This is a genomic window from Variovorax paradoxus, from assembly GCF_902712855.1.
In the GTDB taxonomy this organism is placed as follows: Bacteria; Pseudomonadota; Gammaproteobacteria; order Burkholderiales; family Burkholderiaceae_C; genus Variovorax; species Variovorax paradoxus_Q.
The window spans coordinates 1,731,366-1,750,622 of record NZ_LR743507.1; the positions used below are offsets into that span (position 1 = coordinate 1,731,366).

The following is a 19,257-nucleotide window of genomic DNA, read 5'->3' on the forward strand; positions in this document are numbered from 1 at the left end:
GTCGACCATGTTCCGCTGGCTGATCGTCGTCGTCCTTGCGCTGGTGCTCATGAGCGGCCTGACCGCCTGGCTGCGCCGCTTCGGCTTCGGACGGCTGCCCGGCGATCTCGAGTTCCGCATGTTCGGCCGCGAGTGGCAGCTGCCGATCGCCAGCACCGTGGTGCTCAGCATGATCGCGGCGCTGGTCGCGCGCCTGCTGTAGCGGCCACGCCCTTGACCTGACCTGAAAGAGAAGCACAACCGCAATGAGAGCCTGCGTAGACATCGGTGGTACCAAGGTGGCCGTGAGCCTTTCAGCCGCGACCGGCGAGCCGCTGGTCGGCCGCCGCAGCGAGCCCACCGCCAAGACCGGCGACAACGACGCCGTGGCGGTGCAGATCATTCGGATGATCGACGAGGTCTGCGCGGAGCAGGGCGTCGACGCGGGCACGATCGACCGTGTGGGCGTCTCGTCGACCGGGCCGTTCGAGCTGCGCGACGGCATGGTCGAGCTGGCCACGCCCAACATCTGCGGCGGCATTGCCGGACCGTCGCGCGGCCTGCCGAATTCATGGATGACCGCCATCGTCGAGGCCCCGCTGGCGAAGCGCTTCGGCAGCGTGCGCGTCGAGAACGACGCCGTTGCCGCGCTCGAGGCCGAGCGCCAATGGGGCGCGCTGAAGGGCCTGGACAACTGCGCCTACGCCACCTGGAGCACCGGCGTGGGCGTGGGCCTGTGCGTGGACGGCCGGGCATTGCGCGGCAAGAACGGCAATGCGGGCCACGCGGGCCACAGCTTCGTGGTCGACGACGACAGCGGCGCGCTGTGCGGTTGCGGCAACCACGGCGACGTGGAGGCCCTGGTCGGCGGCAATTCGATCGGCCATCGCTTCGGCCAGTCCGCCGCCGACCTGCTCACCGCCGCGGCCGCCGGCGAGCCCAAGGCGCTGGAGACGGCGGAGGCCCTATGCCGCGTCTTCGGCCGGATGCTCTACAACATGGTCATCACGCTCGACTTGGAGCGAATCAGCCTGGGAGGCAGCGTGTTCTGGCATCACCGCGACTTCGTGCTGCCGCGCCTGCAGGCTCAGATCGACGGCAAGCTGCTGCCGCTCACGCGCGGCGTGAAGCTCGTTCCCGCCGGCCTCGGCGACAAGGTCGGCGACTACGCCGCGCTGGCCCTGCTCGACTGAGCGGGCAAGGCGCCACCGACCACGCACACACGGGCGCACCATGACCGCGTCGCCCCGCCGCCCCGGTCTCGCCTTCCTGCTGCTGGGCGTGGGCGGCTTCGCCGGCGCGCACCGGTTCTACCTGGGCAGCTACCTCGGCGGTGCGGCGCAACTGGGGCTGCTGCTGTACGGGTTCAGCGGACTGCCGGGCGCGCGGCTCGCGCTGCTGCCGCTGCTGCCCTGGCTGCTGTTCGACATCTACTGGGTGCATCTGCGGACCCGGCAGCCGGCTTCCGCGCTCGCCCTGGCCGGCGCGCGCCGCCGAGGGCCGCAAGGCCATGCCGAAGGCAAGGACTACGACCTCGCAGCGCTCGCCGACGTCAACCGCCTGCAAGCCTCCTTCGTCGCCGCGGCCGAGGCGCAGGACTGGGCACGGGCGGTGGCCGTTGCCGAACAGATCGTGGCCGGCGCACGCCGCATCTTCAAGGGGCCGCATCTCAACCTGGCTATGTCCCTGTGCATGCTCGGCCAGGCCTGCCACCAGCTCAAGGCCTACGACAAGGCCAGGGCCAGCCTCGAGGAATGCCTGGCCATCGGCCGCCGGATCGGCATGCCGGCCGAGGACATGGACATCGCCCGCAACGCGCTGGCGCTCACGCGGACCGCCATCGCCGAGCGCAAGGCGCAGGGCGCCGAGACCGATGGCGAGGCGGTGCTGCTGAACCTGCTCGAGGACAAGGAAACGCGCTACCGCGACGCGCTCGTGCAGGGCGACCTGCCGCGCGCCGAGCGCCTGTGCGCCGAGGCTGTGGCCACCAGCCGGCAGTTGTGCGGCGGACCGGGCAAGTCGGTGGTGTTCCACCTGTCCAGCCACGCGGAGCTGTGCCGCCGCCTGCAGTGGAACGACAAGGCCGAGGTAGCCGCCAACGAGGCGCTCGCCATGGCCGGCGAGCTCGGGCTGGACGACAGCTGGCGGCGCGGGCCGACCAACACGCTGGCGCTGCTGCATGCCGCAGCGGGGCGTGCCGACGAGGCCGAGGCGCTCTACAAGAAGACCATCGCGATGGCACTGGCCGAGGCCAGGGGCGGTTCCAGCGACGGCGTGGTGCGGGCCTTCAACAACCTGGCATTCCTGTATGCCGAGTCGGGGCAGAACGACAAGGCCGAGCTCTGCTATGCGCGTGCGCTCGTCCATCTCGACAAGCTGCGCGAGGCGGGCGGCGACGAGCGGGGCGATGCCGAACTGCACTCGCACATGCTGAACAATTTCGCCAGCCTGCTGATGGCGCGCCGCGACTTCGACGGGGCGCGGCCGCTCTACGACCGTTCGCTGGCCATCCAGCAAGCCAGTTGCCGAGGCATCTCGACCGCCGCGGCCAACGCCCACAACGACCTCGGACTGATGGCGCAGGACGACGGCGACCTGCGCCAGGCGCTCATGCACTTCAAGCGCACGCTGCTGCTCAACCAGATCTGCACGCCCGACCATTTCTCGAACATCGAGAGTGCGCAGCGCAACATCGACAGCGTCAGCATGGTGCTCGCGGCGGTCGCACGCGCGGCGCGCATGGAGCCCAGCACATGAGCATCGGCGGGGCGTTCTACGCGCTCGACCGCTACCGGCTTCGCGCACTGGTGATCGATCCGTCGACCGTGCCGGGCTTCATCCGCTCGCCGGCGGGGCCGGACAGCCCGAGCGACAGCCACACGGTGGAGCAGGCCTGGGACGTGGTGCGAACGCTCCTGCCCGAGGCCGTCGACGGCGAGACGCTCGATGAGACCGGCGGCCTGGGCTGCATCTACCTGACGGCCGCGCATGTGGAGCGCGCCGCGGCGCGGCTTGCGCAGCGCGACGTGCAGGCACTCGTCGGCCAGTTCACCGGCGAGCCCGCGAAGTTCGCCGAGCTCTACCGGGCGCGCGCCTGGCAGGACGGCGCGAGCGAACTCGCAGGCCTGCTCGAAGGGGTGAAGCGCTTCTTCGCCGGTGCGGCCGCGCGGCGCGACGCGGTGGTCTTCTACATCGCCTAGCCGGATGACGGGCGGTCAGCCCGGTGGCCGCGTGGCAGAGACGATCTCGCCGAGCCGCCTCAACCCCTCGTCGACCGCCTTCGAATACGGCCAGCCGCAGTTCAGCCGCAGGTAGTTGTCGAAGCGCCCCGAGTTCGAGAACTGCGCGCCCGGCGCCACCAGCATGTGTTCGCGCAGCGCCGTTTCGAACACGTCCACCGACGAGCGCTGCTGCGGCAACTCGACCCACAGCTGCAGCCCGCCGCGCGGCAGGTTGAGTCGCGTGCCGGCAGGAAAGTATTTCGCGATGGCGTCCGCCGTCTGGTCGCGCTGCACGTGCAGCCTCTCGCGCAGGCGCCGCAGGTGGCGGTCGTAGGCGCCGCTGGCGACGAATTCGCCCGCCGCGATCTGCGCCAGCGCCTCGTTGTTGCGGGTCTGCGCGTACTTGAGCATTTCCACCTGCGCATGCCAGCGGCCCGCGGTGATCCAGCCCAGCCGCAGCCCCGGCGCCAGCACCTTGTGCAGCGAGGCGCAATAGATCACGTTGCCCGTGCGGTCCCACGACTTCATGGCGCGCAGCGGCGTGTCGGTTTCCACCAGGTCGCTGTAGGTGTCGTCCTCGACCAGCGCGATGCCGTGGCTCTCGCACAGGTGCACCAGGCGCTGCTTGTGCGCGTCCGGCATCACGCTGCCGATGGGGTTCTGCAGGTGCGGCACCACCACCACGGCCTTGATGTCGTCGTAGGTGTGGATGGCCAGGTCAAGCGCCTCCAGCGACATGCCGGTCTGGGGGCTGGTCGGGATCTCGAGCGCACGCAGCCCGAGGCTTTCGAGCACCTGCAGCAGGCCATAGAACGTGGGCGACTCCACCGCCACGGTGTCGCCCGGCTTCGCTACCGCGCGCAGCGCGAGGTTCAGCGCCTCGATGCAGCCGTTGGTGACCAGCACCTCGTCGGGCGCCACCGTCATGCCGATGCGCAGGTTGCGTTGCGCGAGCGCCTCGCGGAACTGCAGGTGGCCGCGCTGCGACGAGGCGGTGGTCAGCAGATCGGGCCGCTGGCGCAGTGCGCGTGTCATGGCGTTGCGCAGCGCCTCGGCCGGGTACAGCTCGGGTGCCGCGCGGGCGATGGCGAAGTTGAGCTTCACGCCCGTGTGCCGCCCGCGCGCCATGAAGTTGGCCATGCGCGCGCGCATGCTCACGAACTGCGCCGGGTCTGGCGGCACGCTGGACAGGGGCTCTTCCATCGGCGCGATGGCCAGTCGCTGCGGGCGACGCACGAAGTAGCCCGACCGGTCGCGCGCCTCGACCCAGCCGTCGCTTTCCATCGCGCGGCAGACCTGCAGCGCGGTCGACAGGCTGATGTCGTGCAGCCGCATCAGGCTGCGCAGCGACGGGAGCTTGTCACCCTGCTTCAGCGAACCGGTGTGGATCGCGTCCACGTAGTGCGCTGCGAGCTGGCGGTAGAGCGGTAGCGAGTCCATGAGGTCGATGTTCCCCGCTTCGGGCGTCTGAAAACAGATGCAGTTGCCTGGGAAAAAGACCATAACAGATGCCCCGGCGGGCCGGCTGTTCCGGTCGCAATAGCCATGGCGTGTGCCTGTTTTTTGGGCGCCCGGATTCCTACGATCAAGCCTCGATTCACCCGAGGTCCGCCATGATCACCACCCTCTCCCAAGCGCCCGATTCCATCGTCCTCGAACCTGGCCAGTCGCTGCGCACCGCGGTCGACGCAGGGGCCTGGCTCCAGCTGGCAGAGGGCCGCGCCCGCGTGGTGTCGCCGCCGGGCTGGTTTGGCGAGACGGTGTTCATGGCAGAGACCCTGCTCGATGAAGGCGACGTGCACCCGCTGCCGCATGGCGGATGGATCGAGGTGCTCGCGCTGACGCCGGTGCACCTGCGGTTGCACGCGGCGATGGTCGCGGCACCCTCGAAGGCCGCAACGCGCACCGAGGCCCGCCCGGTGATGCGCTTCGTGCGCCTGCTCACCGGCTGGTGAGCGTTCAGCGCACGCTGGGTGACGCGCGCAGTGCGTCGAGGAAGGCACGGCGCCACCAGTGGATGTCGTGCTCGCGGATGCGCGACAGCAGCTTCTGGTGCCGCTCGCGCCGCTCTTCCAGCGGCATGTGCAGCGCCTGCTGCACCGTCTCGGCGGTGCCGTGCGTGTCGTACGGGTTCACCAGCAGCGCTTCCTTCAGCTGCTCGGCCGCGCCGGCGAAGCGCGACAGCACCAGCACGCCGGGGTCGGCCGGGTCCTGCGCCGCGATGTATTCCTTGGCCACCAGGTTCATGCCGTCGCGCAGCGGCGTCACCAGCCCCACGGCCGCCGCGCGGCACAGGCCCGGCACGCGCTTGCGCGCCACCATGCGGTGGATGTAGCGCACCGGCATCCAGTCGAGCTCGCCGTAGTCGCCGTTGATGGCGCCGCACAGCGATTCGAGTTCGCGCCGGATGTCGGCGTAGGCATCGACCGTCTCGCGCGTGGGCGAGGCGATCTGGATCAGCGTGGCGCTGCGCCGGTTCTCGGGGTAGTGCGCCAGCAGCTCGCGGAACGCGCGCACGCGCTGCGGAATGCCCTTGGAGTAGTCGAGCCGGTCGATGCCCAGCAGCAGCCGGCGCTGCGAATACTCGCGCTTCATCGTCTCGTACATGTCGCGCGCTTCCTTGGCGTGGGTGAGCGCCAGGAACTCGTCCACGTCGATGCCGATGGGGAAGGCGCTGCAGCGCACGGTCTGGCCGTAGGCGCGGTACATGTCGTCGCCCACATATTCGCCGCGGGCTTCGTTGCGCACGTAGTGCTCGAAATGCTGCACGTCCTGCTGGGCCTGGAAGCCGATCAGGTCGTAGGCGAACAGCGAGCGCATCAGCCACTCGTGCTGCGGAATAGCCGCGGTGATGATCTGCGGCGGCAGCGGAATGTGCAGGAAGAAACCGATGCGCTGCTTGCAGCCCATGGCGCGAAGCTCGGCCGCCAAAGGGATCAGGTGATAGTCGTGCACCCAGATGATGTCGTCGTCCTGCAGCAGCGGCAGCAGCTTGCGCGCGAACAGCTGGTTCACGCGCCGGTAGCCGCCGATGAAGCCGGCGTCGAAGTGCGCGAGGTCGAGGCGGTTGTGGAACACCGGCCACAGCACGTCGTTGCTGTAGCCCAGGTAGTAGCTGTCGTGGTCCTCGCGGCTCAGGTCGATGGTGGCCAGCGTGACCTTGCCGGCCTGCTGCTTGTGCAGCTCGCCTTCGCCGGTCGGGCCGCCCTCGACGATCTGGCCGCTCCAGCCGAACCACAGGCCGCCGCTTTGCTGCAGCGATTCGCCCAGCGCCACGGCCAGGCCGCCGGCCGCGGGCTTGCGTGGGTCGGCCACGCGGTTGGAAATGACGACGAGCCGGCTCATGCGCGCACCTCGCGCATGCCGCGGCCGCCGCCGGGCCGCCCCAAGGCGGGCCGCGCCTCCCCCCCGGGGGGTGGAGTTACACGAGCGTAGCGAGTGAAAAGCAGGGGGGCGGTCGTGCAGCCGCCGCCGGGCCGCCCCAAGGCGGGCCGCGCCTCCCCCTCGGGGGGTGGAGTTACACGAGCGTAGCGAGTGAAAAGCCGGGGGGCGACCATCATATGCAGGAATCCCAGGGAGCGGACAGGCGCACGGCCGCGTTGATGATGCCGACCATCGAATAGGTCTGCGGAAAATTGCCCCACATCTCGCCCGTGACCGGGTGGGTGTCCTCCGAGAGCAGGCCCAGCGGATTGCGCGCGGCCAGCATGGTCTCGAAGATCTGGCGTGCCTCGGCCTTGCGGCCGATCTTGGCGAGCGCGTCGATGCGCCAGAAGGTGCAGATGTTGAAGGCGGTCTCGGGCTTGCCGAAGTCGTCGGCGGCCTCGTAGCGGCGCATGTAGGGGCCGTCGCACAGCGACTTCTCCATGGCATCGACGGTGGAGATGAAGCGCGGGTCGCGCGCGTCGATCAGTCCCACCTCGACCATCAGCAGGATGCTGGCGTCGAGCTCGTGGCCGCCGAAGCTCTCGGCGAAGGCCTGGCGCTCCTCGCACCACGACTTGGAGAGAATTTCTTCCTTCATGCGCGCCGCGTGGCCGTGCCAGTAGGCGGCGCGTTCGGGCAGCTCGAGCCGGCGCGCGATCTTGGCAAGCCGGTCGCAGGCGGCCCAGCTCATCAGCGCCGAGCTGGTGTGCACGCGGGCGCGCGTGCGCAGCTCCCACATGCCGGCGTCGGGCGTGCCGTACACGCGCACCGCCTGCTCGCCCACGGCCTCGAGGTGCGGGAATTCCGCAAGCCCCGCGCGGCTCAGCAGCCGGTGGTCGTGGAAGGCCTGCGCCGCGCCGAGCACGATGTTGCCGTACACGTCGTGCTGGAAGTGTTCCTGCGCCTGGTTGCCCACGCGCACCGGACCCATGCCGCGGTAGCCCGCGAGGCCTTCGACGAAGGATTCGGGAAGCTCGCGCTCCAGCCCGATGCCGTACAGCGGCTGGATGTGCTCGCCGTGCGAGCCGATCACCACGTTGCCGAGCCAGCGAAGGTAGTCCTCCATGGTGCCGACCTCGCTCAGCGAGTTGAGCGCGCGCACCACGAAGAAGGCGTCGCGCAGCCAGCAGTAGCGGTAGTCCCAGTTGCGCTGGCTGCCCGGCGCCTCCGGGATGCTGGTGGTCATGGCCGCGACGATCGCGCCGGTGTCCTCGTACAGCGAGAGCTTCAGCGTGATGGCCGCGCGGATCACCGCGTCCTGGTACTCGAAGGGGATCGCCAGGCGCTTGCTCCAGGTGCGCCAGTAGGCGATGGTCTCCTGCTCGAACTTGCGCGCCGTGTCTGCGATGCCGTCGAGCAGCGTCTCGTCCACGCCGAACATGAAGTTGTACTCGCGCGAGATCACGAAGGGCTGGCGCGACAGGATGTGCGAGATCGACGCGTCGGTGTTCAGCCTCAGCGTCAGGTCGGGCCCCACGTAGCGGATGTGGTTGCTGCCGCGCGTCACTTCCACCGGTGCCGAAGCGCCCCACTGGAAGCGCGGGTCGAGCGACACGCGGATGCGCGGCGCGCCGGCGATGGGGCGCACGCGGCGCACGAACATCAGCGGCCGGAAGTAGCGCGAGCGGCTGTAGAAGCGCGGCGCGAAGTCGGTGATCTCGATGCCCTGGCCGGCGCTGTCGAACAGCTGCGTGCGCAGCACCGCGGTGTTCGGTTCGTACCACTGCTTCGCCTCGGCGAAGTCCTCGATCTCGATGGACCACGCACCCGCTTCCTCGCCCGGATGCAGCAGCGCGTTGAACACGGGATCGCCGTCGAAGCGCGGCAGGCAGCACCACACGGCGCGCCCGCGTGCGTCGATCAGCGCGGTGTAGGCACAGTTGCCGATCACGCCCACGTTGAGCGAGGGCTCGGCCGGCGGTGCGAAGCCGCGCGGGGCGGGTGCCGCGGTGGCGTGCGCATCGAGCGGTGCAGCGTCGTCGGGGCCGGCGGCACCCGCCAGCGCCTGCCCGGCGCGGTCTTCGGGCGCCGTGGCCAGTTGTTGTTCGCTCATTCCTGGTTCCTCGGGGATTCTTGCGATGCGGCCTCGGTCTTAGGCGTGGCGAGCAGGTCGCGCGCCTGCACCAGCCATTCGTACACGGCGCGCGGCGATTCGAGCCGGTGCAGTGCCAGGCTCGGCCCCGAGCCGACCTTGATGGCGATGCCGCCGCGCGGCTGCACCACGGCGAAGCCGCTCTCGTCGGTGGTGTCGTCGCCCAGGAAGACCGGCGTGCGCCCGGTGAACGGTGCCTCGCCCATGAAGGCGTCGATCGCGATGCCCTTGTTGACGCCCGCGGGCTTCACCTCGAACACGAACTTGCCGTGCATCAGCTCGAGGGACGGGTTGTCGGCGATGGCGCGCGACATGGCGTCCTGGCAGACCGCCTCGAGCTGGGGCGCGAGGCGGTAGTGCAGCGCGATGGCCGCGTGCTTGCGCTCCACCAGGAGGCCTTCGTGCACGCGGGCAAGTTCGTTGGCGATCTCGAGGATGGGGACGAGGTCGGGCGCGCGCTGCTCCTGCATGTGCCCCTTGGAATTGCGGCGCTGCACGCCGTGTTCGCCGGCCGCGGGCAGGCGCAGCGGCGCCAGGAAGCGGTCGATCGAGTCGATCTGGCGACCCGACACCACGGCCAGCGCGCCGCCGAGCTGGTCGCTCAGGTCGCCCAGCAGGGAGACGAGGGCCGGAGGAATCTCGATGGCTTCGGGCGTGGGAGCGAGCCCGACGAGCGTTCCGTCGAAGTCGAGGAAGAGGGCTGCATCCCGGCCCAACGGAGGAGGCAACTGCGAGTTGCTGGTGGACTTTGGCATTGGTAAAAACCTTAACACGCGCTGTCGGCGGCGCGTGTCGGCCAAAGCCCAATCTCCGGGATCAGCGCGCGGGCGAACCGTTCGGCAGGACCTGCGCCAGCGCGCGCAGCAGCGCGGGTGCGCTGACGGGCTTGAACAGCACCGGCACGCCGGAGGCGCGCACATGCCGCAGCCGCTCGGGCGCGGTCTCGCCCGTGACCAGCATCAGCGGCGCCTGCAGGCCGAAGCGGCGCTGCAGCCGCAGGCCGACATCGAGCCCGTTGTCGCCGTTGGCCAGGCGGTAGTCGCACAGCAGCAAGGAAAAGGGGTGCTCCTGCGCGTCGGGCCGGCCGAGCAGCTCGACTGCCGCGGCCTCGTCGGCCACCCCGTCCACGGCCATGCCATGAAGCCGGAAGAGGCCGGCCATGGCTTCGCGGATGTCGGCCGCGTCCTCGACCAGCAGGATGCGTCCCGGCGAAGTGCCGGGTGTCGCGGATGCGGAAGGCGGCAGCGCCGCAGCCTCGGCCGGCGCCGCTGCCGGCAGGCACAGCCTGAAGCGCGTGCCGCCGCCGAGCCGCGAGTGCACCTGCACCGGATGGTCGAGCAGCCGCGACAGCCGCTGCACGATCGACAGGCCGATGCCCAGGCCCTGCGCGCGGTCGCGCCCGGGGTTGTGCACCTGGTAGTACTCCTCGAACACGCGCTCCTGCTGCTCGGGCGCGATGCCGATGCCGGTGTCGTGCACCTCGATCCACACGGTGTCGCCGCGCGCGCGGGCCCGCACGGCGACACCGCCGCGGGCGGTGTACTTCAGCGCGTTGTCCACGAGGTTCGAGAGCATGCGCGACAGCAGCTGCGCGTCGCTGCGCACCCACAGCCCGCTGGCGCGCACGCGCAACTGCAGCTCGCGCTGCTCGGCCTGCGCCGCGAACAGCTGGTTGATCGACCGGAACAGCGCGTCGAGCGACACCGGCGCCACCGCCGGCACGACCACGCCTGCATCAAGGCGCGACACGTCCAACATGGTGTCGAGCGAGGCGCCCAGCGCGTTCACCGCGCGCATCAGCCCCTGCGCGTTGCGCCCGTCGTGGTGGGTGCGCAGCTCGTTCTCCAGCGCGGCACCGAACAGCGCGATGGCGTGCAGCGGCTGGCGCAGGTCGTGGCTGGCGGTGGCGAGGAAGCGGGTCTTCTCGGCGCTGGCGCGCTCCGCCACCGCGATCTGCGCGCCGAGCTGCGCGGCCAGCGCCTCGTTCTCGAAGCGCAGCGCCAGCGACTCGGTCAGGAGCCTGTGCTGCTGGTTGCCGACGCGCAGCGTGAACACGAGGTAGGCCAGGCTGAACACCGCCAGGAAGAAATGCATCGTGTCGCGCTGCCAGGCCAGCGCGGCGATGAGGCTCAGCATCATCGGCAGGGTGTAGCCGTACAGCGCGGGCTTCAGCGGCCACAGCAGCTGCATCGCGCGCGCACAGCTGCCGATGATGACGACCGTGACCACCGAGGTCACGGGCAGGTCGTCGGACGAGATGAACAGCAGCGGTGCGGTGGCGGTGGCCATGCCGATCGTGGCCGCGGTGCGCGAATGGCGGCGCGCCCACAGCGGAGTGTCCGCCAGCGGCACGCCGTCGTGCCAGCGCGGCATCAGCAGCAGTACGAGGCCGAGCGCGAGGTGGGCGGCCATCCACGCCAGGATCCAGGTGCGCGGCACGTGCAGGTACATGACCACGCCCAGCGCGGCCGCCAGCCCGAAATGTACGAACACCGAGGTGTCGTAGGCCGCGTAGACGGCGGCCACGTGCTCGCGCAGCACGCGCAGGCCCGAATGGTCCGTGTCTGCACGGTGGACGGCAAGGGGGTCGCCCAGGGGCTTCGGCGCGGTCGCATTCACCCGATCGATGCTATCGGCCGGATGTGCACGGAGAAGTGCCAGAAGTCATGCCCGACGGGTGGGTGCCCGGGGGTGGGTTCGGACGGGCCCGCTTGGGAAAGCGGGGATTCAGTCCCCGGCCGGCAGCGACGCCGCGACCGCATCGACCCGCGCCCGGTGGATCGCCTCGCCGATCTTCGGTCCGGTGGCACCGGCCTGCTGGGCCGCGCGCGCCACTGCGTCGGTGGCCACGCCCGCCGCGGTGGCCAGCACCTGCAGCAGCCGGGCGCGCTGGGGATAGGGCGCGTCCTCGTAGCCGAGGCGGCCGCGCGAGTCGCACTCGCAGGCCAGCAGCGCCTCGGCGAAGCGCGCGGGCTTGCGGAAGGCATCGCAGCGCTCCAGCAGACGCACCAGCCCGGTGGCGTCGAGCGCGCCGCTGGCATGGACGTGCCCGTGCTCACGCGCCACCACTTCGGCCAGTTCGCGGACGTCCACCGGAATGCGCCAGCGCTCGCACACCTGCTGCAGCAGCGCGACGCTGCGCAGCTCGTGGTCGGGATGGCGCGGCAGCGCGTCGGCGGGCGTGGTGCCCTTGCCGAGGTCGTGCATGAGGCAGGCGAAGCGCACGGCCAGAGAGGCGCCGAGCCGGGCGGCGGTGTCGATCACCATCATCAGGTGCACGCCCGCATCGATCTCCGGGTGGTGCTCGGCGCGCTGCGGAACGCCCCAGAGGCGGTCGACCTCGGGCAGCAGCACCGCCAGCGCACCGCATGCGCGCAGCACGTCGAACATGCGCGAAGGCCGGGTTTCCATCAGGCCGCGCGACAGCTCCTGCCAGACGCGCTCGGCCACCAGCGCATCGGCTTCGCCTGCGGCGACCATCTCGCGCATCAGCGCCATGGTCTCGGGGGCGACGCCGAAGTCGTCGAAACGGGCGGCGAACCGCGCCACGCGCAGGATGCGCACCGGGTCTTCGCGGAAGGCGTCCGTCACGTGGCGCAGCACCCTGTCGCGCAGGTCGCGCTGGCCGTGGAACGGGTCGGCCAGCAGGGCAGGGTCGGCGTCGAAGCGGCCGTCGTCGCCCACCAGCTCGGCCGGCAGCGCGATGGCGTTGACGGTCAGGTCGCGGCGGGCGAGGTCCTGCTCGAGCGTGACGTCGGGCGCGGCATGCACGGTGAAGCCGCGGTAGCCCGGTGCGCTCTTGCGTTCGGTGCGGGCGAGCGCGTATTCCTCGCGGGTGCGCGGATGCAGGAACACCGGAAAGTCGCGCCCCACGGGCAGGTAGCCGCGGCGCACCATGTCCTCGGGCGTGGCGCCCACCACCAGCCAGTCATGGTCGGACACCGGTCGCCCGAGAAGGCGGTCGCGGAGTGCACCGCCGACGATAAAAATCTTCATGAGTGCAGTGTAGGGATACTCCTCACGCCCAGAAAAGAACGGTCGTTCGATAATCCACGCCGCAGACCGGGCAATCGTTCGCCAGACGGACGATTCACAGCGGCAGACATAAGCCGAAGTTCGTATCCGCAGAGGGATCTTTCAACCAAAGGAGCAATTCACATCATGAAGAAAACAATGATTGCGCTGGCTGCTCTGGGCGCCCTGGCGTCCGGGAGCGCGATGGCGCAACAAGCCGGCGACTGGGTCGTCGGCACAGGGTGGTTTCATCTGTCGCCTCAGGACTCGAGCAAGCCGCTGACCGTGACCTCGCCCATTCCGGCCGTGCTGCCGGGCTCGGGCGCCAGCGTGAGCGATTCCGACACCCTGGGCCTGAGCGCCATGTACTTCCTCGACAGCCACTGGGCGGTCGAAGGCGTGTTCGGCGTTCCCCCCAAGTTCAAGCTCGACGGCACCGGCACGCTGGGCCGCGTCGGCCAGCTCGGCGAAGCCCGTCAGTGGAGCCCGACCATCCTGGGCAAGTATTACTTCAACGAAGGCACTTCGGCCTTCCGTCCGTACGTCGGCGTGGGCGCCACCTATGTCTGGTACAGCGACGTCAAGCTGACCTCGAACCTGCAGGGCGCGCTGGCCAGCCAGTTCCGCCAGTCGCCGCTCGCGGTGAATACCACCGCCAAGCTCGACAGCTCGTTCGCGCCCGTGATCAACCTCGGCGTGGCCTACCAGCTCGACAAGCACTGGGGCCTGTCGTTCTCGGTGTCGTACATCCCGCTGAAAACCAAGGCCAAGCTGACAACCACCTCGATCACCGGCCTGCCGGTGGCCACCAGCGAAGCCAGCCTGAAGCTGAACCCGATCGTGACCTACGTGTCGGCCACCTACAGGTTCTGATATCGCGCGCCCCCAGGCTGCGTCTGGTATCGCTCGCCCCCAGTCTGCGCGCACTTCGTGTCGCTTCGCCAACCCCCTACCGGGGGCAACACCTGCGGCCCGGCAAAACCGGTTCCGCGGTGTTCTTGGCTCATCCCCCAGGCTGCGCGCACTTCGTGTCGCTTCTCCTTCTCCCTGCCGGGGGCAACACCTGAGGCGCGGCAGAGCCGGTTCCTCGGTGTTTCTGACTCGTCCCCAGGCTGCGCGCACTTCGGGTCCGCTTTGCCTTCCCCTGCAGCCGGCAATACATGAGGCCCGGCACTGCCGGCTGCTCTGTGTTTCGATCCGTTGCGGCGTCCTCGGCGCTCAGCGCCCGGTGCGGTAGGGCTCTTCGAACTGCAGGAAGTCCTTTTCCGCCAGCGCTTCGTCGATCCAGGCCCTGACGCCCGGCAGGGCCTGCACGCGCTCGATGTAGGCGGTGATGTGCGCGGGCACGGGCAGCCCGTAGGTCCTGATGCGCGTGCCGATGGGGGCGAAGTAGGCATCGGCGATGCTGAAGGCGCCGAACAGCATCGGGCCGCCGTGGGCCTCGAGCAGGCCGCTCCACATCTGCACGATGCGCGCAAGATCGCTCGCGACGGTGGGTTCTTCCTTCATGAGCCTTGCGCCCACCTCGGGCAGCGACGCCTCGATGTTCATGCCGCAGTGGCCGCGCAACCCGCCAAAGCCCGAGTGCATCTCGGCGCAGATGCTGCGCGCGCGGGCACGGTCGGCGGCCGGCTGGGGCCAGAGCTGCTTCTCGGGGAAGGTCTCGGCGAGGTACTCGGCAATGGCCAGGGTGTCCCACACCACGAGGTCGCCGTCGGCGAGCACGGGCACCTTGGCCACGGGGTTGAGCGCGGCGATCGTGTGCTTGAACTGCGAATCGGCCTCGAAGGAGTCGAAGCGCACCATCACTTCCTCGAACGGAATGCCGGCCTGCTTCATCAGCACCCAGGGCCGCATGGACCACGACGAGTAGTTCTTGTTGCCGATGTAGAGCTTGCGCATGAGTGGGCCTCCGGTCCGTTGCGGTTCAAAAAAGCGTTCGATGCTAGCCGTGCAGCGCGTCGCCATTGATTCCGGACGCGCGCCGGATTGATGCGTTCACGAACGACGCGGGCGGTCGTCGTCCGGCGATGCGATCACGCGGGGCCTGGCGTCCTGCGCATCGCCGCCGTTCCGCGACGGGCCGGCGACCCGTTCGACCAGCGCCACAAGCCGCGGCACCCGCGCCAGCACGGCCAGCGCGAGCAGCGCGCTCAGCAGCGCCGTCGCCTCGCGGCCCAGCCCGCAGGCCATGCCGATCGCGGCCGTCATCCACAGGCCCGCTGCCGTGGTCAGGCCCTGCACGTGGCTTTCGTCCTTGCCCTGCTTCAGGATGGTGCCCGCGCACAGGAAGCCCACGCCCGCCACCAGGCCCTGGATCACGCGGCTCATGTCGGCCGGCACGATGCCGGTCTGCTGCGGGATGAGCACGAACATGGCCGATCCGATCGCCACCAGCATGTGCGTGCGCACGCCGGCCGCCTTGCCCGCCTGCTCGCGCTCGAAGCCCAGCAGGAAACCGAGCACGCCGGCCAGCGTGAGACGCAGCACGATGCGCGTGAGTTGCGCAACGTCGGTCACGTCCGAGAACTCGGAGGCGATGGTGTCGAGGACCTCGTCGTGCCAGCTCATTCAGGCGCCTTCGCGGCTCAGGGCAGGTCCTTGTTCGGTTCCGGCTCGGACGCGTCGCGCGGGCCGACGCGGCCCAGGCGCTCCTTGAGCGACTGCGGCCGGCCGCTGATGATGGCGGCGTAGTTGGTGGTGTTGGCCAGCACCTTCTTCACGTAGTCGCGCGTCTCGTTGAAGGGCACGTTCTCGGCCCAGATGGCGGCCTCAAGCACCGGGCCGTTGCGCCAGTTGCGCGGGCGGCCGGGGCCCGCGTTGTACGCGGCGGCGGCCAGCGCCATCGAGCCGTCGAAATCGTCGAGCGCCAGCTTCAGGTAGTTGGTGCCGATGGTGATGTTGGTCTCGCGGTCGTTGATCTGGCCGGGCGAGAAGTCGGTCAGGCCGATCTTGCGGGCGGTCCAGCGCGCGGTGGCGGGCATGACCTGCATCAGGCCAGACGCGCCGACGCCCGAGCGCGCGTCCATGATGAAGCGGCTTTCCTGGCGGATCAGGCCATAGACGTAGGCCGGGTCGAGCCCGATGTCCTGGCTCTTGCGCAGCACGGTGTCGTGGAACGGCATCGGGAAGCGCTGCTCGACGTCGACCACGCCCTTGGTGCGCTCGCTGGTGTTGATGCAGCGGTCCCAGACCTCGCGCTGGCAGGCGAAGTCGGCCGCTGCGAGCAGCGCGCGGTCGTCCATGCCGCCCTTGTCGTGCAGGTTGGTGGCGTAGTTCCATTCGCGCGTGCCTTCGGGGCGCAGCCCGATGGCGATGGCGTACAGGCCGCGGGCCAGCGCCGGGTTGGCGCGCGCGGCGGCCTTTTCCTCGGGCGTGAGCGGCGCGGGCCGGGTGGCGGCCACGGTGCGCTGCCCGAGTTCCTCGAGCGCGAGCATCTCGTAGAAGCCGCGCGAGCCGGCAATGCTCTGGTAGAGATCGCGCGCCTGGGCGCGGCGCTCTTCGCTGCGTTCGGTGGCGAGCGCGCGGGCCTTCCAGTACACCCATGTCGGGTCGAGCTGGGCGGTCTCGCTCATGGCGTTGATGGCGGGCGCCACCTCCTTCCACTGGCCGGCGCGCAGCGCGGCGCGCACGCGCCAGCCGAGCATGTCGTCGGACAGGTCGCTGTTCTTCGTGACATTGCCGAAGTAGGTGCCGGCCTGCGGCCACAGCTTGAGCGCGGCCGCGCGGCCGATGGTGCCCCAGAGCCAGTTGCGCTCTTCGGCGGACAGCATCGGGCCCCACTTGCTGTCGAGCTGCGCGGCCGCCTGCTCGGGGTCGGCGATGGCGACCTTGATGAGCGCGAGCACCACCAGCTCCTTGCGCGACTTGGCGGCCACGAAGGCACGGCCGGTCAGGAACTTGGCCGAGCTGGCGTTGAGTTCCTCGAACAGCGGCAGCGCATCGGGCGCGGCAATGGTGATGGCGCCGCGCGCGGCCTGCGGACGGTTGGCCTCGATGGCAAGGCGGGCCTTCTTCCAGGCGTCGTTCGGCGACAGCAGCCGGGCCGCCACCATGCGGTCTGCGGCGGTGAGGCAGCCGTCGTCGGCTTCCTTCTGGCTGAACCAGTCGCGACGCACGTCGTCGGCCTGGGCCTGCGTGGCGGTGCCGGTGCGCAGCGTGTCGACCAGCACTGCGTAGCAGCGCACCTGCGCGTCGTCGCCCATGCGGAAGCCCGCCACTGCGGCCGAGAAGTTGTCCCAGTCGCGGCGCTGGCCGGTGAGCAGCAGCCAGTCGTTGCGCAGGCGGTCTTCCTGGTAGGTGCCCGGGTAGCGTGCGAAGAAGTCCTGCACTTCGCTGGGCGCGGCCTCCTGCAGGCGCGCCTTGAGTTCCCAGTAGGCGGCCCAAGGTTCCAGGGCATGGCCGCGTGCCTGCGGCAGCAGGGCCGTGAGGCGGCCCTTGTCGCCGCGCTGGAACGCCTGCTTCATCTGGACCAGCACGTCGTCGTTGGTGTTGGTCTGGGCGGCGGCGGGCTGCTGCGAGAGCAGTGCCGCGAGAGCCATGACAGCGGAAAAAACCAGTGCGGGTGCCGCGCTGCGCCGAAGGGTGCGCTGCGATGCGCGCTGGGGTGCCAAAATGCTTGGGAACTGCATCGGGGGATTATGGACAAGTCAAAGGATGCCGACACCTCGGCGACGGCGAGTTTTCTGAAGGATCAGCTGCGCAAGGCATTGGTCGAACAACGCCTGGCCATGCCCGACCGGCTGACACGCGCCGACCTTTTGCAGCGCGTGATGCGCATCTGGCTGGTCGGCCGGCCCGACACCGTGATCGGCGCCTACTGGCCGATCAAGGGCGAGTTCGATCCGTTGCCTGCATTGCACCGCTGGAAGGAAGACGGCGAACTCATGGAAGAGTCGCAGCGTCGCCGCATCGGACTGCCGGTGATCGACAAAGTTCACAAGACGCTGACCTTCCATGCCTGGTACCCGGGCTGCCAGATGGAAGAGGACGCCTACGGCATTCCCAAGCCCAAGGACACCGAGCTGATCGTGCCGACGCTGCTGTTCGTGCCCTGCGTGGGCTACAGCGCGGGCGGCTACCGGCTGGGCTACGGCGGCGGCTTCTACGACCGCACGCTGGCGGCGCTGGAGCCGCGGCCGTTCACGGTGGGACTGGGCTTCACCAACGGCTTGCTGGATGATTTCAAGCCCGAGGCGCACGACCTGCCGCTCGACGCGATCCTCAACGACAACGGCGTGGTCTGGCCACAGGCTTGACTCGCCACAGGCTTGGCTCGCCCCCAGGCTTCGCGCACTTCGTGTCGCTTCAACTTCCCCCTACCGGGGGCAACACCTGCGGCCCGGCAAAGCCGGTTCCGCGGTGTTCCTGACTCGCCCCCGTCTTCGCGCACTTCGTGTCGCTTCGCCTGCCCCCTCGCTGGGGGCAACAACTGCGGCCGGGAGCCGGTTCCGCGGTGTTCCTGGAAAGGGCCGCCGGGCCCTTTGCGGCGTCGGACTTCAGTCGATGTCGTCGACCGTGTCCGGATCGGGCACTTCGCCGATGGTCTCGCGGGTGGTGGCGGCCTGCAGTTGCAGCCAGTCGCAGAAGGCCCTGATCTCCGGGCGCAACGCGCTGCGCGGCCCCGCGATGAGCCAGTAGGCCATCGGTGAATCCATGCGGTGCTGCGGCAGCACCTCGACCAGATCGCCGTTGGCCAGGCTCTCGGCAATCAGCGAACTGCGCGCCAGCGTCACACCCTGTCCGGTGAGGGCGGCCTGCACCATCTGATAGGCGTAGTTGAAATAGAGCCAGCGCTTCGGCTGCGCGCGCTCCAGCCCGTTCACCTCGAACCAGCGCCGCCACGTCAACCACTCGAGGTGCGTGCGGTGCGCGTCCCCGGCTTCGATCAGCGTGAAGCGGGTGATGTCGGCGGGCGTCCTGATGGGCGGGTTGCTCTTCAGCAGCCAGGGGCTGGCCACCGGCGTCAGCGTTTCGCCGAACAGGCGCAGGGCGCCTGCCGACATGGTCTCGCGCGGACCGTAGCGCAGCGCGATGTCCACGTCGGCCACTTCGAGGTCGACCGCCACGTCGCTGGCGTCGATGCGGATGTCGATCTCGGGGTTGTCGCGCTGGAACGCCTCCAGCCGCGGGATGAGCCACATCGACGCGAACGACGCAAAGGTGGTCAGCGACACGCTCTGGCGCCCCGCGCTCTGGCGGATCTGCCGCACGGCCGTGTCGATGCGCGGCAGGGACTGCTGCACCGCCAGCAGCAGCAGCGCCCCGGCGCTGGTGAGTTCCACGGCCCGCGTGTGGCGCAGGAACAGCGACACGCCCACCTCTTCCTCCAGCGACTGGATCTGGCGGCTGACCGCCGACTGCGTCAGGGCCATCTCCTCGGCCGCGGCGCGGAAATTCAGGTGCCGCGCCACCGCCTCGAAGGCGCGCAGGTGGCCGGCCGAGATCGGGCGCGAGCGCAGATGGGTTTGCGAATGTTGCATGAGTATGACTTTGGGAGGTCGGGCGGCGATTTGCGCAATTGAT

The 19,257-nt window shown here is 69.7% G+C and carries 17 protein-coding genes; 7 read left to right on the forward strand and 10 right to left on the reverse strand.

Annotated features, from left to right (window positions below; translation table 11 throughout):
* Nucleotides 1-7: 7 nt before the first annotated feature.
* From AACL56_RS07720 to AACL56_RS07735, 4 genes are read left to right on the forward strand one after another with little or no spacing between them, the layout of a single operon-like run.
* Nucleotides 8-202, forward strand: a complete 195-nt coding sequence (locus AACL56_RS07720) for a DUF2905 domain-containing protein (RefSeq protein WP_339089238.1) — start codon at nucleotides 8-10, stop codon at nucleotides 200-202.
* A gap of 43 nt (nucleotides 203-245) precedes the next feature.
* Nucleotides 246-1,172: an ROK family protein gene (locus AACL56_RS07725; protein WP_339089239.1), complete on the forward strand. Its 927-nt coding sequence runs from the start codon at nucleotides 246-248 to the stop codon at nucleotides 1,170-1,172.
* A gap of 40 nt (nucleotides 1,173-1,212) precedes the next feature.
* Nucleotides 1,213-2,736: a tetratricopeptide repeat protein gene (locus AACL56_RS07730; RefSeq protein ID WP_339089240.1), complete on the forward strand. Its 1,524-nt coding sequence runs from the start codon at nucleotides 1,213-1,215 to the stop codon at nucleotides 2,734-2,736.
* The gene (locus AACL56_RS07735; RefSeq protein ID WP_339089241.1) at nucleotides 2,733-3,179 is read left to right on the forward strand and encodes a DUF1877 family protein; all 447 of its coding nucleotides are present in this window, start codon (nucleotides 2,733-2,735) and stop codon (nucleotides 3,177-3,179) included. Before AACL56_RS07730 ends, AACL56_RS07735 begins: the two co-directional genes overlap by 4 nt.
* 15 nt (nucleotides 3,180-3,194) lie before the next feature.
* Here AACL56_RS07735 and AACL56_RS07740 read toward each other — a convergent pair whose 3' ends face one another.
* Nucleotides 3,195-4,640 carry a PLP-dependent aminotransferase family protein gene (locus tag AACL56_RS07740; protein WP_339089242.1) on the reverse strand — a complete coding sequence of 482 codons (1,446 nt, stop codon included), beginning with the start codon at nucleotides 4,638-4,640 and terminating at the stop codon, nucleotides 3,195-3,197.
* Between the two features lie 173 nt (nucleotides 4,641-4,813).
* On the opposite strand from AACL56_RS07740, the gene AACL56_RS07745 reads away from it, so the two are divergent.
* Nucleotides 4,814-5,155, forward strand: a complete 342-nt coding sequence (locus AACL56_RS07745; protein WP_339089243.1) for a hypothetical protein — start codon at nucleotides 4,814-4,816, stop codon at nucleotides 5,153-5,155.
* Between the two features lie 4 nt (nucleotides 5,156-5,159).
* On the opposite strand, the gene otsA is transcribed toward AACL56_RS07745, so the two are convergent.
* The 5 genes from otsA to AACL56_RS07770 all read right to left on the reverse strand — a co-directional run bounded on the left by otsA (nucleotide 5,160) and on the right by AACL56_RS07770 (nucleotide 12,714).
* On the reverse strand, nucleotides 5,160-6,545 hold the full coding sequence (gene otsA, locus AACL56_RS07750) for an alpha,alpha-trehalose-phosphate synthase (UDP-forming) (protein WP_339089244.1): 1,386 nt from the start codon (nucleotides 6,543-6,545) through the stop codon (nucleotides 5,160-5,162).
* Nucleotides 6,546-6,756: 211 nt separating this feature from the next.
* Complete coding sequence (locus AACL56_RS07755) at nucleotides 6,757-8,679, reverse strand: glycoside hydrolase family 15 protein (RefSeq protein WP_339089245.1); 1,923 nt, start codon at nucleotides 8,677-8,679, stop codon at nucleotides 6,757-6,759.
* On the reverse strand, nucleotides 8,676-9,473 hold the full coding sequence (gene otsB / locus AACL56_RS07760; protein WP_339089246.1) for a trehalose-phosphatase: 798 nt from the start codon (nucleotides 9,471-9,473) through the stop codon (nucleotides 8,676-8,678). Before otsB ends, AACL56_RS07755 begins: the two co-directional genes overlap by 4 nt.
* A 61-nt stretch (nucleotides 9,474-9,534) precedes the next feature.
* Nucleotides 9,535-11,337, reverse strand: a complete 1,803-nt coding sequence (locus tag AACL56_RS07765; protein WP_425336994.1) for an ATP-binding response regulator — start codon at nucleotides 11,335-11,337, stop codon at nucleotides 9,535-9,537.
* A gap of 108 nt (nucleotides 11,338-11,445) precedes the next feature.
* On the reverse strand, nucleotides 11,446-12,714 hold the full coding sequence (locus tag AACL56_RS07770) for a multifunctional CCA addition/repair protein (RefSeq protein ID WP_339089247.1): 1,269 nt from the start codon (nucleotides 12,712-12,714) through the stop codon (nucleotides 11,446-11,448).
* 165 nt (nucleotides 12,715-12,879) lie between these two features.
* Here AACL56_RS07770 and AACL56_RS07775 point away from each other — a divergent pair, with 165 nt between their 5' ends.
* Entirely contained in the window at nucleotides 12,880-13,605 is a 726-nt protein-coding gene (locus AACL56_RS07775; protein WP_339089248.1) for an OmpW/AlkL family protein, read from the forward strand.
* A gap of 345 nt (nucleotides 13,606-13,950) precedes the next feature.
* Here the strand turns inward: AACL56_RS07775 and AACL56_RS07780 are convergent, their stop codons facing one another.
* The 3 genes from AACL56_RS07780 to AACL56_RS07790 all read right to left on the reverse strand — a co-directional run bounded on the left by AACL56_RS07780 (nucleotide 13,951) and on the right by AACL56_RS07790 (nucleotide 17,273).
* Nucleotides 13,951-14,634 (reverse strand): glutathione S-transferase family protein, encoded by a 684-nt coding sequence (locus AACL56_RS07780; RefSeq protein ID WP_339089249.1) that lies wholly within the window; start codon nucleotides 14,632-14,634, stop codon nucleotides 13,951-13,953.
* Between the two features lie 96 nt (nucleotides 14,635-14,730).
* Nucleotides 14,731-15,303, reverse strand: coding sequence for an MgtC/SapB family protein (locus tag AACL56_RS07785; protein ID WP_339089250.1), 573 nt, complete (start codon nucleotides 15,301-15,303; stop codon nucleotides 14,731-14,733).
* Between the two features lie 17 nt (nucleotides 15,304-15,320).
* On the reverse strand, nucleotides 15,321-17,273 hold the full coding sequence (locus tag AACL56_RS07790) for a lytic transglycosylase domain-containing protein (protein ID WP_339089251.1): 1,953 nt from the start codon (nucleotides 17,271-17,273) through the stop codon (nucleotides 15,321-15,323).
* A gap of 99 nt (nucleotides 17,274-17,372) precedes the next feature.
* Between AACL56_RS07790 and AACL56_RS07795 the strand changes: the two genes are divergently transcribed.
* The gene (locus tag AACL56_RS07795) at nucleotides 17,373-17,990 is read left to right on the forward strand and encodes a 5-formyltetrahydrofolate cyclo-ligase (protein WP_339089252.1); all 618 of its coding nucleotides are present in this window, start codon (nucleotides 17,373-17,375) and stop codon (nucleotides 17,988-17,990) included.
* 240 nt (nucleotides 17,991-18,230) lie between these two features.
* Here the strand turns inward: AACL56_RS07795 and AACL56_RS07800 are convergent, their stop codons facing one another.
* Nucleotides 18,231-19,214 carry a LysR substrate-binding domain-containing protein gene (locus AACL56_RS07800; RefSeq protein ID WP_339089253.1) on the reverse strand — a complete coding sequence of 328 codons (984 nt, stop codon included), beginning with the start codon at nucleotides 19,212-19,214 and terminating at the stop codon, nucleotides 18,231-18,233.
* Nucleotides 19,215-19,257: the final 43 nt, after the last annotated feature.

Excerpts from the sequence above, each read along its gene's own strand:
- AACL56_RS07720 (WP_339089238.1), top strand. The coding sequence starts at position 8 with ATGTTCCGCTGGCTGATCGTCGTCGTCCTTGCGCTGGTGCTCATGAGC.
- AACL56_RS07725 (WP_339089239.1), top strand. The coding sequence starts at position 246 with ATGAGAGCCTGCGTAGACATCGGTGGTACCAAGGTGGCCGTGAGCCTT.
- AACL56_RS07730 (WP_339089240.1), top strand. The coding sequence starts at position 1,213 with ATGACCGCGTCGCCCCGCCGCCCCGGTCTCGCCTTCCTGCTGCTGGGC.
- AACL56_RS07735 (WP_339089241.1), top strand. The coding sequence starts at position 2,733 with ATGAGCATCGGCGGGGCGTTCTACGCGCTCGACCGCTACCGGCTTCGC.
- AACL56_RS07740 (WP_339089242.1), bottom strand. The coding sequence starts at position 4,640 with ATGGACTCGCTACCGCTCTACCGCCAGCTCGCAGCGCACTACGTGGAC.
- AACL56_RS07745 (WP_339089243.1), top strand. The coding sequence starts at position 4,814 with ATGATCACCACCCTCTCCCAAGCGCCCGATTCCATCGTCCTCGAACCT.
- otsA (WP_339089244.1), bottom strand. The coding sequence starts at position 6,545 with ATGAGCCGGCTCGTCGTCATTTCCAACCGCGTGGCCGACCCACGCAAG.
- AACL56_RS07755 (WP_339089245.1), bottom strand. The coding sequence starts at position 8,679 with ATGAGCGAACAACAACTGGCCACGGCGCCCGAAGACCGCGCCGGGCAG.
- otsB (WP_339089246.1), bottom strand. The coding sequence starts at position 9,473 with ATGCCAAAGTCCACCAGCAACTCGCAGTTGCCTCCTCCGTTGGGCCGG.
- AACL56_RS07770 (WP_339089247.1), bottom strand. The coding sequence starts at position 12,714 with ATGAAGATTTTTATCGTCGGCGGTGCACTCCGCGACCGCCTTCTCGGG.
- AACL56_RS07775 (WP_339089248.1), top strand. The coding sequence starts at position 12,880 with ATGAAGAAAACAATGATTGCGCTGGCTGCTCTGGGCGCCCTGGCGTCC.
- AACL56_RS07780 (WP_339089249.1), bottom strand. The coding sequence starts at position 14,634 with ATGCGCAAGCTCTACATCGGCAACAAGAACTACTCGTCGTGGTCCATG.
- AACL56_RS07785 (WP_339089250.1), bottom strand. The coding sequence starts at position 15,303 with ATGAGCTGGCACGACGAGGTCCTCGACACCATCGCCTCCGAGTTCTCG.
- AACL56_RS07790 (WP_339089251.1), bottom strand. The coding sequence starts at position 17,273 with ATGGCTCTCGCGGCACTGCTCTCGCAGCAGCCCGCCGCCGCCCAGACC.
- AACL56_RS07795 (WP_339089252.1), top strand. The coding sequence starts at position 17,373 with ATGGACAAGTCAAAGGATGCCGACACCTCGGCGACGGCGAGTTTTCTG.
- AACL56_RS07800 (WP_339089253.1), bottom strand. The coding sequence starts at position 19,214 with ATGCAACATTCGCAAACCCATCTGCGCTCGCGCCCGATCTCGGCCGGC.